Here is a 16244-nt window from a genome sequence, read left to right as displayed (position 1 = left end):
CATGCTGATATGCTGTTTTATAATTGCTTGCTGGCTTAAACTTGAAAATTCGGGTCAAAGTCGGCAACGACAAGCACATCCATATGGCGAGAGGAGCGAAGCAACCTTTTCACCAAAGATCCATGCCACCATTCCTGCCACAACGTTTGTCTAGATTGCCCTATAATCATCTGTGTTGTCTTGTACTCGTTAGCTTTAGCTACCAGTACATCCGTAATGTGATTTCGGCTTTTGGCCGTTTGAATGTCAAATCTCCCTCCGAGCCGTTCGGTCAGCTGCTTAATAGCTCCAAGCCTACCCGTCAGCTCCAGAGTCAGCGGTGCATCATCTAATTGTACATACGTCACAATCCACACGGCCTTCAGCCTGTGAGCGATACGAAATCCTCTGCGAATCAGCCTCTCCGCATGCGGAGAGCTGTTGACGCATACATAAATAACCTCCTGCCTGCGCCAAGGTCCCCTCAAAGAGCTCTTCCGTTCCCACGACTCCAGTCGTTCATCCACATCATCGGCGATTTCACGAAGAGCCAGCTCCCGAAGTGCGATTAGATTCCCCGTCTTGAAAAAGTTACCCAAGGCTTGATTCACTTTATCCATTGCATAAATGTTGCCTTCCTTCATCCGCTGCTGAAGCGACCCCGGTGCCACATCAATAAGCTGAACCTCATCTGCCAGCCACAGAATGTGATCCGGTACCGTTTCGCGGACTCGAACGCCCGTAATCTGCATGACGGCATCATTAAGGCTTTCCAGATGCTGCACATTGACCGTCGAGATGACGGAGATGCCTGCATCCAATATTTCGATAACGTCCTCGTAGCGCTTTTTATTCCTGCTGCCTGGGACATTCGTATGAGCAAGCTCGTCGACAAGCACGATTTCGGGAGCCAGACGAATAATCTCCTCGGTGTCCATTTCCTCCAGCCTGGTGCCGCGGTAATCTATCACTTTGCGGGGAATCGTCTCCAACTGGCCCACTTGCGCCAACGTTTCCTTTCGCCCGTGAGTTTCAAGCAGACCAATGCGCACCTCCGCTCCTTTGCGGAGCAAATCATTGCCTTCACGCAGCATCGTATACGTCTTGCCTACGCCAGGCGCAGCCCCAATATATACCTTGAATCGTCCGCGCTTGATCTGCTCAATCCTCCGTTCCACCTCCTGCGTGCTGAGCCGCCTGTAAGGATCTTCAGCAGGCTTCTTCCGCTTGGCGGGAAGAATTCGTTCGCCCTCATACTCTGATCTGTCAGCAACAATGAAGACGTCGATGTTTCTTGTTTTTTGCAGCATATCGTGTACGATAGAGCCCTGCCAAAATTCCTGCCAGCGCGTCCGTTTGGAATGCCCCATGACGATTCGAGTTACGTTATGCTCTATCGCATATTGGACCAATACGCCAGGAAGAGCTCTGCGCGAACAGAGCGGCAGCTCCTCGAAGCTGCCTCCGACCTTCTCAACCAGCTTCATAATGGATCGTTTGAAGGCGGCCGCTTCCTTACTTAGCTGCTGCTTCTCATTCACAAACGTAACGACATTAAGATCCCCGTTCAGCCGTTTGGCAATTTGCTGTCCCCGGCGTACATGGATCGAGCCGTTCCAATGGTACTGCGCCGATACCAGAATGCGTTCCCCCGCACCCGACGGACCGAGCAGTCCCATCTCCTCACGGTATTTCTCGAGTGAATCATTGACCCCTTCCGCCACAAGGCGAAGCGACAGCTCTCGCAGCACCGCAAGATTGCCGCGCTTGAATACATCCACATCACCTTGGAATCGCATGTTGCCTTCAGCGGCTCGGGTTAGCATCGTTTCGGGTGTGACATCAATCAGGACTACCTCATCAGCCAGCTCTAGGGTATCGGAGGGGACCGTTTCCCTTACTTCCATACCGGTCCATCGTTTGACCAGCTCTGTGACCCCTTCCAACTCATAAGCATTGATGGTCGTTATGACGCTGATACCATGGCTCAGCAAATAGTTAATGTCCTCAAGTCGCGTAGGAAATCGGGCATCCTTACGGTTTCGATGAGCCAGACCGTCGACCAAGACAACCTCGGGATTACGCTCAATCAGTTGTTCGAGATTCAAATCCTTTTTCTCGACGCCATCCTTAAACCAATGAATACTAGGAACTCGTTCAAGGTCGCCGATCTGCTCCATCGTTTCCGGCCTTTGCATCGTGGATACGGCGCAGATGACGACATCGAGCCCTTGCTGCTTGTGCGCGTGTCCTTCACGCAGCATATGATACGTTTTACCGGAGCCGCTAACCGCGCCGATGAATACCTTCAAACGCCCGCGGTGAAGCTTGGATATGGATAATAATATTTCCTCGGGCGTTTTTCCTCTGAAGGTTTCCATCTTAGCCTCCTGCTGCATAACTGACTTCACTTATCGTTATTTGCGAGTCAACGTCTCCAAATCTATGTTCAGCTTAAGCACATTGACTCTCGGTTCACCGAACAGTCCCCAGTCGCGTTCCTGCGTATGAGCGTCTACCAGTTTATTTAGCTGATCTAGTGAGATTCCGGTTAGCTTACTGATGCGAGGAACCTGCGCTTTAGCCGACTCAGGACTGATGTGCGGATCAAGACCCGAAGCCGAGTTCGTAATCAGATCGATAGGAAGCTTGCTGATCGGTACGTCCGGGTTATTCGCCTTCCAATCATCTATAGATGCTTGAGTACGTTTGATTAGCTCAGGATTGGACGGAGCATAATTGTTTGTGCCGGACGCTTCCGCTTTATAGTCAATACTGGATACACGGCCTTGGAACCATTTCGGGTCAGCAAACTTCTGCCCGATCAGCTCAGAGCCGACGATTTCCCCTGACGCATTTTTCACCAAACTTCCGTTAGCGTTGCCCGGCATCAATACTTGAGCCAAGCCTGTGCATACCAAAGGGTACACAATACCGCACAATACGATAAATACGACGCCTATCCGGAGTACTGTAAAAAAAGAAAAGGTTCCGGTACCGCTTTGCGAGGCCGACTTATTCATATTTTTTCATTCCTCTCTGTCGTTCGAGGGATCCCGGGAAGCCGGGAACCCTCAACTTTTCTCTATATCCACACATTAACGATCAGGTCGATCAGCTTGATTCCGATAAACGGCACGATAACTCCGCCAAGTCCATACACGACGATATTTCTGCTCAACAGCTTCGTTGCGCTCATCGGCTTATATTCCACGCCCTTCATTGCAAGAGGAATGAGCAGCGGAATAATAATAGCGTTAAATATTAATGCCGAAAGTATTGCGGACATCGGCGACCCAAGGTGCATAATGTTCAAAGCTTCCATTTGCGGAATCGCAATCGTGAACATAGCCGGTATAATAGCGAAATACTTGGCTACGTCATTCGCAATACTGAATGTGGTCAATGCCCCGCGAGTCATCAGTAGCTGCTTACCTATAGCAACCACTTCGATAATTTTGGACGGGTCGGAGTCCAGATCAACCATGTTCGCCGCTTCCTTGGCGGCAATCGTTCCGCTGTTCATCGCAAGGCCCACATCAGCCTGCGCAAGCGCCGGCGCATCATTCGTACCGTCGCCTGTCATGGCAACCAGCTTACCTTCGGCTTGCTCTTTGCGAATGACAGCAATTTTGTCCTCCGGCTTGCTCTCCGCGATGAAATCATCTACTCCCGCTTCCCGGGCGATAGTTGCAGCTGTCAGCGGGTTATCCCCGGTACACATGATCGTTTTAATCCCCATTTTGCGCAGCTGGTCAAACCGCTCCTTCATGCCAGGTTTAACCGTGTCTTTCAAATAGATCAGTCCATACAGCTGATCATTTACTGCGACCGCCAACGGCGTGCCGCCTTCGGAGGCAATCGCATTGCCTCTCGTCTCCAAATCCGCCGGGATCGAGCCTCCTTGAGCGATGACCCACTGCTTCACCGCATCGACAGCTCCCTTACGTACCTTACGGCCATCCGCCAAATCGATACCGCTCATCCGGGTTTCTGCTTTGAATTCAATGAATTCCCCGCCTACTCCCAACGCTTCATCGTAGCTCATTCCTTGCTTTTTCATCCATTCGAGCACCGAACGTCCTTCCGGAGTTTCATCCTTCAGTGAACTGACCGCTGCCCAGCCGGCTACAGCACCGACACTTTCGGAGCCAATAGGGATAATGTCGCTAGCCATCCGGTTACCGTAAGTAATCGTCCCGGTTTTATCCAGAATCATCGTATTGATGTCACCGGCAGCTTCAACCGCCTTACCGGACATCGCCAGTACATTGAATTGAGTGACCCGATCCATCCCGGCAATCCCGATAGCCGATAACAAACCGCCGATCGTCGTCGGAATAAGACAGACGAGTAGAGCAATTAATACCGGAATCTCCAAGTTGATCTCCAAATAGCCAGCGATAGGAGCTAAGGTAACAACAACGATAAAGAAAATGAGTGTTAAGCTGGTCAGCAAGGTGTTTAGAGCGAGCTCATTCGGCGTTTTCTGCCGTTTAGCGCCCTCGACAAGCGAGATCATCCGGTCAATGAATGATTCACCGGGATCGCTTGTAATCCGCACCGTGATTTTGTCACTCACCACACGGGTACCGCCTGTGACGGAGCTGAAGTCACCGCCTGCTTCCTTAATCACGGGAGCGGACTCCCCTGTAATTGCCGATTCGTCGACGGAAGCAAGCCCCTCAATCACTTCACCGTCCCCCGGAATCATTTCCCCTTGGGACACAACCACGAGGTCTCCCTTACGCAGCTCCGTCGACGGTACCACCTTGATCCCTGTACCGTTATTGATCATTTTATTTGCCGTAATTTCTTGCTTAGTCTTTTTGAGAGAGTCGGCTTGAGCCTTTCCTCTCCCTTCGGCCAATGCTTCTGCGAAATTAGCGAACAACACGGTGAATAATAAAATAAGGAATACAGTAAAATTAAACCCTACGCTGTTCTCCGTTCCAAAGTAGCTAGGGAAAACCGTCATGAGCAGCACGACCAAAGTGCCTACCTCTACAACAAACATGACCGGATTTTTCATCATCGTGATCGGATTCAGCTTCACAAAACTTTCCTTAATAGCATTCATGACGATAGTCGAATTTAACATCGATTTACGATGGTTTTTTGCATTATTTTCATTCATACGGTTTCGCCTCTCCTATTTAACGAATCGTTACATGTTCCGCGATAGGCCCAAGCACGATGACCGGCAGGAACGTTAGCGCTCCGATAATTAATACCGTGCCTACCAAAATCCCTACGAACAGACGGTTATCCGTTCTGAACGTACCTATCGTTTCAGGCACCCACTGCTTGCGCACCAGAGAACCGGCGACTCCGAGCAGGGCAATCATCGAAATATAACGACCGAACAGCATGACGATACCGGTGGAAATATTCCAGAACGGTGTATTATCGCCCAAGCCTTCAAATCCTGAACCGTTATTGGCAGCTGAAGACGTGTATTCATACAGCACTTGCGATATGCCGTGATACCCCGGATTCGTGATAGCGACCTTTCCAAGCTCTGTAGCCAATGCTACTGCCGTTGGCACAAGAATGATGAACGGGTGCGCCAGAATCGCAATCGCAATCAGCTTCATTTCGCGTGGTTCGATCTTTCTGCCGAGAAATTCCGGTGTGCGTCCAACCATTAAACCGGCCAGGAACACCGCAAGGATGGCATACATCAGCATGTTGACCAATCCGACGCCCTTACCGCCGAATACGCAGTTCAGCATCATTAGAGCAAGCGGTGTGATCCCGCCAAGCGGCGTCAGCGTATCATGCATATTATCAACGGAACCGGTCGTCGCCGCCGTCGTAACCGTCGTAAACAGTGTCGATTGCGCAATACCGAAACGAACTTCTTTACCTTCCATACTACCTTGCGAAGCATCGATACCCAGCTTGTTCATCAGTGGGTTACCTGCAGACTCCGAAGTGTAAACCAAGGTTAAGAACAGAAGGAACAGGATCATCATGGCTGAGAAAATAACCCAGCCTTGCTTCCGGTTTCGTGCAAACCTGCCATATGTGTAAGGCAGCGCAGCAGCCAACGACCACATCGATAAAATTTCGATCACATTCGTAATGGCATTCGGGTTTTCAAAAGGATGCGCCGAATTGACCCCGAAGAAGCCGCCTCCGTTCGTCCCCAGATGCTTGATCGATTCCAATGATGCTACAGGACCGATAGCGATCTGCTGTTCGCTTCCCTCCAGCGTGTTCACCGTTAAGGTCGGCTGCAGTGTTTGCGGCACATGAAGCGCTATTAGAGCCATCGTGACAATAATAGCGAGTGGGAAAAACACCCGAATGTGCGCTTTAACAAAGTCTTCGAAAAAGTTGCCGATCGTCTCGCCCTTGCTCGTGACTCCGCGTATAAAAGCAATCGCTACACAAAGCCCTGTCGCTGCAGAGGTAAACATCATCATCATAATGACAGCCATTTGCGAGAAATACGATAAGCCAGACTCCCCGCTGTAGTGCTGCAGGTTGGTATTGGTCATAAAGCTGATGATCGTATTGAACGACAGTGTTTCCTCCATGTTGTCGATGCCGTTCGGATTGAACGGTAAAAACTTTTGTATCCGAAGAATGATATATCCGATCGCCACAAAGACGATATTCGTTAAAATAAAGCTTAAAGCATACGTTTTCCAGGTCATGCCTTGACGAGTCTTGAGACCTGTTACTGCATAGATCGCTTTTTCGACTGGAGCAAACCATTTACCCGTACGATTGCCTTCGTTGGAAAAGACGTGATATAAGTAAGTCCCCAACGGTTTGACCAGCAGGACTAAAATGACAATCACGACGGCGATTTGCAAAATTCCCATGGTTGTTTCCTCCTAAGAGCTTTGCGTTAGCAAAGCTAACTTCGTAAGCATCATCCGCTAAGCTTTGCGTTAGCAAGGCTAACTTCGTAAGCACCTGCTGAGCTTTGCACTGCAAAGCTTAAAATTTTTCAGGGTGAATCAAGGCATAAGCCAAATAAATGAAGAGAAGCACGGTAAAGATTACGATAACCATCATGATCTTTCGCCTCCCGTTTCATTGACGACCCTGCCGCACCAGGACAAAAATCCGTAAAATAGCAGGTAGATCACTACCAATAGCCCTATCATGTATAGATCCTGCATAGGAATGCCTCCGTCCGCATCAATTGATTAAGAAAGATACTTCATGACTTGAAGTATGAATGACATGGTCCGCTCCCAGGCCCTTGTAGACTAGCCGCGGATTCGTATTGTGCGTTACGACGCAAATATCTTTGGACGTCCATGTCCTGCATATTTGAATGAAACGACAGCACAGGTTGAGCGAGCTCTCGAATAAAAATACTTTACCTATCGGAACCTCGGGCAATATCCACGATTCACATTCCGACGTGTCGATCCAAATAATATGCTTCACGCCCAATCTCTCTAGACGCTCCTGCTCCGCCCGGCTATTCGTAATAGCTGCGAATGGAATGCCTTTGGATAGCAGCAGCCGGACAAAACCTTCGCCGGTTTTGTTGGGCGCCGATACAAGAATAAATTCTTGAGCGGCGTTCATCTTCTCGTTCCCTCCTAATTCTCCCCATGAGGAGGCAGCGATAATCAGTGTTGGGACATAAAAAAAGAAGCCTGCGAAAAGAGGAGAACTCTTCTCGCGGCTTCTTACAGCACAGCAAACAGCTGTGCGAGCACACGATCATCGTTGCCTCTCTCGATACGCTTACGAGGTTAGCTGTCGGATTCGGGCGTGAGAGTCGCCCTACCCAAAGCATAGCTTCAGGATTCACCCCATGAGCCGATAGGCTCGTTGGTTCCCCCGTTCCTTATTGCACTAAGGACTCAGCGATACATTGCAAGGTCATATTGAAATTTTTTCATGGAAAAACAACATTTTTTTCATAAGAAGACGCAAGAAGACCACAGAGGCTTAAGCCCTGTGGTCGTTAGTAGCGATCACAAGCTTCATCATCCTCTCTCCATAGACCTTTAACTTCTCTTGTAGGAAGTTGTAGTCTGTTCCACGCTGACGAGGTTAGCTGTCGGATTCGGGCGGTGAGAGTCGCCCTACCTGCAGGTGCAAGCTAGCTTTGCACCTTCTGGATTCACCCCAAGCAATATGCGGCCGGCTCTCACACCGAACGAATATCGCTGAATTGGTTCCCCCGCTTTCCATTAAAGGAAATTAAGCGATCAGAATTTGGAAACTTTGTTTTTTCAAATCATGAATTGTATATTACGCCTGTTACTCTCAACTGTAAAGAACACTTGAGAGACTTGTGAGATGAAATTACAGCAATGGCTATGATGTTAACGCTTACTTAATGCACGATCTCCAGATAACTGCTTCATGCTCACTCTATCTATGGTTTTCATAAAATGTTTCCCTGTATTTTCCTAACATTCCCCGCTGACTTTACTATGTGACCATACTTATTTCAGCCAACCGTTTTTCTCCGCGATGCTAATCGCATCTATGCGGTTTTTGGCCTCGAGCTTTTGTAATATGTCCGAAACATAGTTGCGCACCGTACCGCTGGACAAGAAAAGCTCCTTGGCAATATCGTTAGCTGATAAGCCTTGAGCAACTCGCTTTAGTACTTCCTGCTCCCGCTCCGTCAGCGGATTTTCCGCTTCCCAGAACGTTAGCGACAGCTCCGGGCTAATCGCCCTGCCGCCTTGATGAACCTTGCGAAGTGCTGCACCCAGCTCATCTATCGGGGAATCCTTTAGCAGAAAACCGTGTACCCCAGCTTTCATCGCTCTTTGAAAATAACCTGAACGGGAGAACGTCGTCAAAATCACGACCCGGCACGGGTGCCCGAGCTCCTTTAGTCGCTCTGCTACATCCAAGCCTGTCATTTTGGGCATTTCAATATCCATAATGCACAGGTCCGGCTCCAGCTGCATTATGAGCTTCAGCGCTTCCTCGCCATCCCCCGCTTGACCGATGACGTCAACATCGTCCTCCAAATCCAGCAATGCGCTCAAAGCGCCGCGCAGCATCACCTGGTCTTCTGCAATAATAACCTTCATCACGCTTCCCCTCCCGCTTGTTGATTTTTTACAATTTTATTCACCGTCATTGTTACCTGAGTGCCGCTCTCACTTGATGATTGAAATTCCAGCTTGCCATCGATCAAATCCAGCCGCTCTTTCATTCCGAGCAAACCTCGCCCTGAAGATACTGTTCCCGGTGACGGGCACTGAGCCCCGACTCCGTTGTCGCTTACCGTAATCGATATTTGACTGGTATTTTCTATCAGCTCTACCTTGCACTTAGTTGCCTTGCTATGCTTGACCACATTGTTGATCGCTTCACGCAAGCACATTCCGAGAATATTTTGTGTGATCGGTGAAGCCTGCACAGCTCCAAAATCCCCCTCAGTCTCCAGCTCAATCATCGCAGCGGTTAACAGCTGCTCCGTATGACGAATCTCATCTTTTACCGATACCGTATTGATCCCCGAAACAAGCTCCCTAACCTGCTTCAGCGCAGCGCGAGCCGTCATTTGAATATCCTTTACTTCCGCCACGGCCCGTTCGGGACTTCTGAGAATTAATTTTTCCGCCAGCTCGCTTTTCAACGTAATTAACGACAATGTATGTCCAAGCGTATCGTGAAGGTCTCTGGAAATACGCTGTCTCTCTTCATTTTTGACAAGCCTCTCTATTTCCTCGTTAGCCGAATTCAGCCTGGCTCTCAATTCCCTCGACCTCATCCCTGCCCGCAGAATGAATGGAAGCCCGAACATGAGTGCAGAGGAGGGCAGTATAACAGCCAGCTCATTACCGGAGAACTGTTCCAAATGAAACCCTAAAACAAATACAAATAGGACAGCCATAATGCCTAATGCCGCTATAAACTGTACCTTGGACCTTAAAAGCCCTATAACCGGAGCCGCATAAAAACCCATGAACCAAAAGCCGAGGTCATATCTCAAGCAAAAAAAGACTATGATCGCCATCATCAATAAGATAAGCAGCAGCCTCTTGCTTTCACTGAGATAGCAGCATACAGTGGCAATAACAAACACGAGCAATACAGCAAGGCCGATCCACATTTCGTGAACCGGCAATTGCAAAATGTTATAAATCGGAGAGGCTAAGTAAATGAGCCAAATCATTTGAAATATGCCCATGCCCCGGTTCAAGGGTCGTCCTTCTCTTTTGAACATTGTCTATACCGCTTCCTGTCTTTTAATCATATACGTAGATAGTATCATAAAGACAACAACATAAGCAGCAAGCACTATGATACCGATCCAATCCACAGAGCTTCCGGAAATAATGTTCCATGCCCCTTGGCCGTACCGGTAGGAAGGCAGCCATAGAGCGATCTGCTGCATAACTGAAGGCATAGCTTGGATTGGCATCCACAAGCCCCCAAGAGCCGACATACCCATAAATAACACCTGAGAGACCACCTGTACGATTTCCACGCTGCGGATGGTACCAATAAGCGTCCCAAGGGCTAGAAAAGGAAGCACACCGATCCAAATCCAAAGTCCGCACAAAATCCACTGAATGGAGGTCAACTGAACTCCTTTAAATACACTTCCGATGATAAACATCAGCACGATCACACCGAGATTCAGAATGGATTGCGCTGCTATTTTGGAAAATACGTATGTTCCTGATGGCAAAGGCGTTATTTTGAGTAGCTGCACCCAGCCTTGCTTCCGTTCTTGGGCAAACCGGATGCTGATCGTATTAAGGCTGCCCCCAATGACTCCGAATACGGTCATGGACATCAAATAATAAGCCTTCCATTGGATTCCGTCTATTTCCGTGTTTGCATCTATCGTGCTCGTAAAAATAAAGTAGAAGATCACCGGCATCAACAACGCCATAACGACAAACTTTCTATTTCTTAACGTGCGTAAAAGCTCCGCCTTACATTGGGCTAAAGCTGCATTCATCTTTATCATCTCCCTTTTTTTAGGAATGGCTGCTTTCATGCTGAACTAAAGTCTGGAACGCTGCTTCCAGCCCGCCGCTCTGAATCTCGATATCTTTGACGTCCAAGCCGTTTTGGATTATGGCATAAATCAGTTGATCTGTATCCCCGCTCGTCAACTTGACTCTTCGGCCGTTCCAGACCGCGTCTGTGACACCAGGCAGAGTCCAGATTATTTCCTGGGTTATCCGAGGTCCAGCCGTAAAAGATAGCGTCCTGCCGTTAGTTGAAGCTTTAATCTCCGCCGGCGTACCATCCGCCCTCAGCTTGCCTTTGTCAATGACGACGATTCGATCAGCGATAGCATCGGCCTCTTCAAGATAATGCGTTGTTAAAATCACTGTTCGTCCTTGCTGCGCCATAGCGCGGACCGTTTCCCAAAATAGCTGCCGGGAGGTCACATCCATGCCCACCGTCGGCTCATCCAGAAACAAAATCGAAGGATCTCCCGCCAAAGCCAAGGCAAAGTTCAATCTTCGCTTCTGACCACCGGATAGCGCGGTGGCCATTTTATGCCTTTCCTCTTCCAAGCCGGACACCTTCAGCAAATGATTTAGCGGCAGCGGCTTTGAATAATAGTGGCGAAATAGTTCGATTGTTTCTCCAACCTTAAGTCCATCGATCGCATGCACATCCTGTAGCATTGCTCCTAAACGATCTTTTACTTTGCGGTCTTCCGGGCTGCCGCCAAGCAACCGGATCGTACCCGCGGTAGGCTGCTGTAGACCAAGCGTCATCGATACCGTGGTCGTTTTTCCTGCTCCGTTCGGCCCCAACAGCGCTACAACACTGCCTTCTTCTATAGTCAATGAGAGATCGTCAACCGCTAACTTCTCTTTATATTGCTTGGTTACGTGATCCAATTGAATGACTGGCTTCACTTCACTCACCTCGTCGTATTTGGTATGTACTTAGTTTACTTGGAATGAAGACTGCTCGGTATTCATGAATGTCACTCTTTTCATATGACAATTGTCATGTTGGATGTCGGTTGTGTACCCATACCCCAGCTATAACACAAATACCCCCATCCGAAGATGAGGGCGATGTTTGTTTATGGTCACTTGCTATCTTTTAATTCCGTAATAGTAAAAGTGCCGGAACTGTTAATGATCGTATTGACATTCAACCAAGTGACTCCCACTTGAATGGGTGTATTTAGCGGAAGGCTCAGATCCTGAATCGTAATCTTTTCGTTAGGCTCAAGCTTGGAGACTACCATTTTGGCATCGGGTCTAATCGTGCTGCTCGACATCTTCTCCTTCGTATCCACCCGATACACTACAACGACGTTGTTTACCGGCTTCTCCCCGGTATACTGCACTTCTATAGCATACTGCCAGGGCATTTCCGGAGAGTGATTCGTTGGCAGCAGGGCTAGCTTCCATTGATCCAGATGCTGTGGGTTGGTTAGCTCCGTCTTGACCGAAGAAGGCTCCAAAACCTTATCGCCCTTGTTCACACTGGAACATGCAGCAAGCATCATTAGACAAACAAATAGACAAAGCCTTTTCATTGCAGTCTTCACCTCATTTGGTTAGATGCTTTGACGCCTAAAAAAGTTTCCATTTTTATACAACTTTATGGGTTCCTATCAAAACCGGATCGTCCATCCGCTGCGGACTTGGCTTCTTGTATACGACACCCCGTGGACCTTCAAGCCTCTGGCATCCAGCAGAGTAATGATATCCCCACGCTGCCGCAAGAAGTCGGAATACCCTGGCAATGTCAGCGCTACAGTCAAATACTGTCCTGGCTCTATTTTGCCGGTCAGAGGATATTTTCGCTTAAATTTATTCGCTATCGACCATCTGGTCAAATCCAGAGAACGATCCGTTACATTCAATAGAGTAACGGTTTCGTAGTCAGTCGGTAACGCAGGCTTAACCACAGCTCCCACAATATATATCGAATGCTCAGTATGCAGCAGTCCCTTGCCTTGCACGTAACCAGCCGCTCCTGAAATTGCTTTGTGGTCCAGATGTATAGGATTACCTGTCGTATCCTCGGTATGCCAGGATTGAGACTGGAAAGCAAGAAATATAGCAATCCATCGATTACTTGGCGGAAAATGCAGCAGCAGCCCCCCATCCTGATAGACCCCGTTATCCTTGATTCGCAACCCTGCGTTTCCTTGATTCATATGGATATCGTGAAGACCGTTCCCCGGAATAAATCCGAAGACGCTATCAGGCTGCTTAGGCTCCGGCCCCCACACATCACCATAGGCGTAAAGCACTGCGTCGCTGCACTCCATCGCCCGTTTCATGTACATTTCCAGCTTGCCGTTCAAATCATTATCATGTCCTGGGACTTCAAAAGCCAGAGGAACCATATTCCGACGGTCAAACAAGTTCCCTCGAATATAATCCAGAGCCATGCCGCCGGGCTTGCTCTCCAAATGGGTAAACCCAACCGGCAGCCCCGGCAGATCCCCCGTTACCTCATGCTCAAAATGCTCATCCGTATAGTAAAGCAGCTCCGAAGGAGATAGCTGAGACTTCACATTGATAGCAATCCGGTAATGGGTTCCTCCCGCTTCCACATGCAGCTGGTAATGGGGATTTTCCCGAGTCCCCTGCCTTCTCCCGATGACTTTACATTTCAGGACTCCATAGTGGATCGTCATTTGAATCTTCCTTCCTGTGCGAATTCCTTCCTAATAGATTTAAACAAATAGGAGAGCAAGTCAATAGTTCGTCCATTTTCTTCAAAAAACTTGTAACTTTTTTTACTAAACATCTGTCTATACTATGATGAAACAGTTATAATTAACGGGCTAAATGAATCATATAAGCAAAACGCACTTAGTTAAACCCAACGGAGGAATTGGAATCATGAACAAAGCATCTCTTACCGCTTTACTTCTCGCTTCATCCCTCGCTTTATTCACAGGCTGTGAGGGCTCCAAGAACGAATCATCCGCCAAACCCACAGAAAACGCTGCTCAAGCGCAAAATAACGTTTCTACAGCGACCCCTAATGGGAACTCCAACAGCACCGCTACAGGTACGCCTAGCACACCAGGCACGCCTTCTCCTTCTCCAACCTCAACACCCAGCACGGGCAGTACTACCGGCAAACCAACCGATACAGGAAAAGGCGCCGCCAATCAAGTGGTTACCGCACCGGAAAGCATATCTGTGCTGGTGAACAAGCAGTTTGCCTTACCGGATAAATACGAGCCGACCGATCTCGTATATCCAGATGTGCCGTTTACGTTCAAGGATAAAATAGAAAAACGTAAAATGCGCAAAGAAGCTGCTGCTGCTCTTGAGAAGCTTTTTGCAGGCGCCAAAAAAGATGGTATCTATCTGGCCGGTGTATCGGCCTACCGATCTCATGCTACACAAAAAACGATATTTAACAACTATGTAAAAACAGACGGCGAAGAGAAAGCAAAAACATACAGCGCGGTCCCAGGTCACAGCGAGCACGAAACGGGACTGGCCATCGACGTCTCCGGAAGCGACGGCAAATGTGCGGCCCAGGATTGCTTCGGAGGTACGAAAGAAGCCGAATGGCTTGCTAAGCATTCTTCTGAATATGGCTTCATTATTCGTTATTTGAAGGGTAAAGAGTCTATCACCGGCTATCAATACGAGCCTTGGCATATTCGCTACGTAGGAACGCAGATGGCTAAAGAAATAGGAGCCAAAGGCATTACTTTAGAAGAATACTTAAACGCCGTTCCGGCATCCAAATAATCATCATTTATAACCCATATCCTAGTTTCCACACAAAAACAGCTCCGAAGCCGCTTTATGGCGATTTCGGAGCTGTTTTCAGTTTGTCGACCGTTACGCTTCTTATTGCTTTGTAAGAATAATCGGTCCTTCAGCGGTGATAGCAATCGTATGCTCATATTGAGCCGATAAGCTGCCATCTACCGTTCTGGCTGTCCATCCGTCAGCATCGATCTTTGCTTTATAGCCGCCGATATTTAGCATAGGCTCAATGGTAATAACCATGCCTTCCTTCAATCTTGGCCCTTTACCTGCAGGTCCGTAGTGAGGCACCTGAGGCTCCTCGTGCATTTTTTGACCGATAGCATGACCTACAAACTGGCGAACTACTGACAGGCCTTCGGATTCGGCGTATACCTGAATGGCGTGGGAAATATCGCCGATACGATTGCCGTCAATCGCCTGTTCAATTCCTTTATACAGCGCAGCTTCCGTCACCTTTAACAGCTTGTCCGCTTCTGGAGAAACATTCCCAACCCGATAAGACCAAGCCGAATCCGCCAGCCAACCATTCAGATTCACGACCATATCGATCGTGACGATGTCGCCTTCCTGGAACGGATTTTCATTAGGAAATCCGTGGCAAATAATATCGTTGACCGAAGCGCAGGTAGCAAACGGGTATCCGCTGTATCCTTTTTGCTCCGGAGTAGCGCCGTGCTCCGCCAGAAACTTCTCCACAAACCGGTCGATGTCCATGCCGGAAACACCAGGCTTGATCATCTTGGCTATTTCCCTATGGCAAGCAGCGAGTATTTTGCCTGCTTCATGCATGAACTCTATTTCTTCTTTCGTTTTAATTACGATCATTGCCATCACTCCCAGCTTCCTGTAATCCTTGATCCATCCTTTTAGTATAACAGTTTTTAGGGTAAAAGATGATGAATGAGCCGTGAACTTTTTAAAAATGGAATCTTCCTGGCAAGTTAGGGGATCTTAAGAAAAAAACATCGGGAGGGTATGGCTATGGACGTGTTCTCTTATTTATTCCACCATTACGCTTTGTCTGCTGTTCTCCTTATCGGAATTATCACCGCCGTGTTCATCGTATACAAAAATTGGGACAAAATTATTATCAAGGGGAGTGGTAGGAAGTAGCCACATTTTTATAAACGAACTGACGATATACAGTGAACCCATTCTTTTCATAAAATTTTGCTGCAAACACATTATTAGCCCAGTAATCTAACTCCATAATGCCGATCTCATTCTTTTGAGCCAAATGTTCAATATACTCCATCATGATAGAGCCGTAACCTTTATTGCGATGACCGTTCGAAATACTTATTTGATGTATGAACACGGATCGATAAGATTTCATGAACGCACTTTCCTTATATTGCTTCAGTTCTATCCAGGCGTAGCCGATTGGCTGCCCCTCATCCTCCAATAGAAGAAAGATGAATTGGGGTTTATCAATGACGCTTTGGAAAAAATCCCGAACGGCTTCATATTGATAAGGCTTAAAATGCAGTGGATACAGCTCAACATGCACATCATGAACATGTCGGTTCAAATGAGCAATTGTTTCGTAAGCCATTGTTTGCGTTATGCTTACCATTT

General features: G+C 48.1%; 14 protein-coding genes, 1 pseudogene and 2 riboswitches. Of the genes and pseudogenes, 1 reads left to right on the top strand and 14 read right to left on the bottom strand.

Features of this window, described 5'->3' with window-relative positions; all coding sequences use genetic code 11:
- Positions 1-35 precede the first annotated feature (35 nt).
- From BP97_RS0115405 to BP97_RS41040, 12 genes and pseudogenes are all read right to left on the bottom strand, one after another.
- The gene (locus BP97_RS0115405) at positions 36-2360 is read right to left on the bottom strand and encodes a histidine kinase (protein WP_028549904.1); all 2325 of its coding nucleotides are present in this window, start codon (positions 2358-2360) and stop codon (positions 36-38) included.
- A 36-nt stretch (positions 2361-2396) separates the two neighbouring features.
- A complete protein-coding gene (gene kdpC / locus BP97_RS0115400) occupies positions 2397-3002 on the bottom strand; it encodes a potassium-transporting ATPase subunit KdpC (RefSeq protein WP_028549903.1) in 606 nt (201 codons plus the stop codon).
- Between the two features lie 62 nt (positions 3003-3064).
- Positions 3065-5116: a potassium-transporting ATPase subunit KdpB gene (kdpB, locus tag BP97_RS0115395; protein ID WP_028549902.1), complete on the bottom strand. Its 2052-nt coding sequence runs from the start codon at positions 5114-5116 to the stop codon at positions 3065-3067.
- Positions 5117-5135: 19 nt separating this feature from the next.
- Complete coding sequence (kdpA, locus tag BP97_RS0115390) at positions 5136-6815, bottom strand: potassium-transporting ATPase subunit KdpA (RefSeq protein ID WP_028549901.1); 1680 nt, start codon at positions 6813-6815, stop codon at positions 5136-5138.
- Positions 6816-6933: 118 nt separating this feature from the next.
- On the bottom strand, positions 6934-7008 hold the full coding sequence (kdpF, locus tag BP97_RS41710) for a K(+)-transporting ATPase subunit F (RefSeq protein ID WP_442952369.1): 75 nt from the start codon (positions 7006-7008) through the stop codon (positions 6934-6936).
- 129 nt (positions 7009-7137) lie between these two features.
- The gene (locus BP97_RS0115385) at positions 7138-7536 is read right to left on the bottom strand and encodes a hypothetical protein (protein ID WP_028549900.1); all 399 of its coding nucleotides are present in this window, start codon (positions 7534-7536) and stop codon (positions 7138-7140) included.
- A gap of 143 nt (positions 7537-7679) precedes the next feature.
- Positions 7680-7833, bottom strand: a riboswitch (cyclic di-AMP (ydaO/yuaA leader).
- 151 nt (positions 7834-7984) lie between these two features.
- Positions 7985-8177, bottom strand: a riboswitch (cyclic di-AMP (ydaO/yuaA leader).
- Positions 8178-8408: 231 nt separating this feature from the next.
- Positions 8409-9014: a response regulator transcription factor gene (locus BP97_RS0115380; protein WP_028549899.1), complete on the bottom strand. Its 606-nt coding sequence runs from the start codon at positions 9012-9014 to the stop codon at positions 8409-8411.
- Positions 9011-10153, bottom strand: coding sequence for a sensor histidine kinase (locus BP97_RS0115375; protein ID WP_028549898.1), 1143 nt, complete (start codon positions 10151-10153; stop codon positions 9011-9013). The genes BP97_RS0115380 and BP97_RS0115375 overlap by 4 nt, the downstream gene beginning before the upstream one ends.
- 3 nt (positions 10154-10156) lie before the next feature.
- Positions 10157-10897 carry an ABC transporter permease gene (locus BP97_RS0115370; RefSeq protein WP_028549897.1) on the bottom strand — a complete coding sequence of 247 codons (741 nt, stop codon included), beginning with the start codon at positions 10895-10897 and terminating at the stop codon, positions 10157-10159.
- Between the two features lie 19 nt (positions 10898-10916).
- A complete protein-coding gene (locus BP97_RS0115365) occupies positions 10917-11816 on the bottom strand; it encodes an ABC transporter ATP-binding protein (protein ID WP_028549896.1) in 900 nt (299 codons plus the stop codon).
- Positions 11817-11995: 179 nt separating this feature from the next.
- On the bottom strand, positions 11996-12451 hold the full coding sequence (locus BP97_RS0115360) for a hypothetical protein (protein WP_028549895.1): 456 nt from the start codon (positions 12449-12451) through the stop codon (positions 11996-11998).
- A gap of 456 nt (positions 12452-12907) precedes the next feature.
- Positions 12908-13564 (bottom strand): annotated as a pseudogene (locus BP97_RS41040) (DUF2278 family protein); the annotation flags it as partial.
- A gap of 208 nt (positions 13565-13772) precedes the next feature.
- Here BP97_RS41040 and BP97_RS0115350 point away from each other — a divergent pair.
- Positions 13773-14642 (top strand): M15 family metallopeptidase, encoded by an 870-nt coding sequence (locus tag BP97_RS0115350; protein WP_028549893.1) that lies wholly within the window; start codon positions 13773-13775, stop codon positions 14640-14642.
- Positions 14643-14744: 102 nt separating this feature from the next.
- Here the strand turns inward: BP97_RS0115350 and map are convergent, their stop codons facing one another.
- Together map and BP97_RS0115335 are read right to left on the bottom strand one after the other, a co-directional pair.
- A complete protein-coding gene (map, locus tag BP97_RS0115345) occupies positions 14745-15491 on the bottom strand; it encodes a type I methionyl aminopeptidase (RefSeq protein WP_028549892.1) in 747 nt (248 codons plus the stop codon).
- Between the two features lie 265 nt (positions 15492-15756).
- On the bottom strand, positions 15757-16242 hold the full coding sequence (locus tag BP97_RS0115335) for a GNAT family N-acetyltransferase (RefSeq protein WP_028549891.1): 486 nt from the start codon (positions 16240-16242) through the stop codon (positions 15757-15759).
- Positions 16243-16244: the final 2 nt, after the last annotated feature.

This window comes from Paenibacillus sp. UNC451MF (assembly GCF_000686845.1).
Taxonomy (GTDB): Bacteria; Bacillota; Bacilli; order Paenibacillales; family NBRC-103111; genus Paenibacillus_S.
The sequence above is the reverse complement of the archived record's forward strand: the minus strand, read 5'-3'. Positions and strand labels throughout refer to the sequence as shown.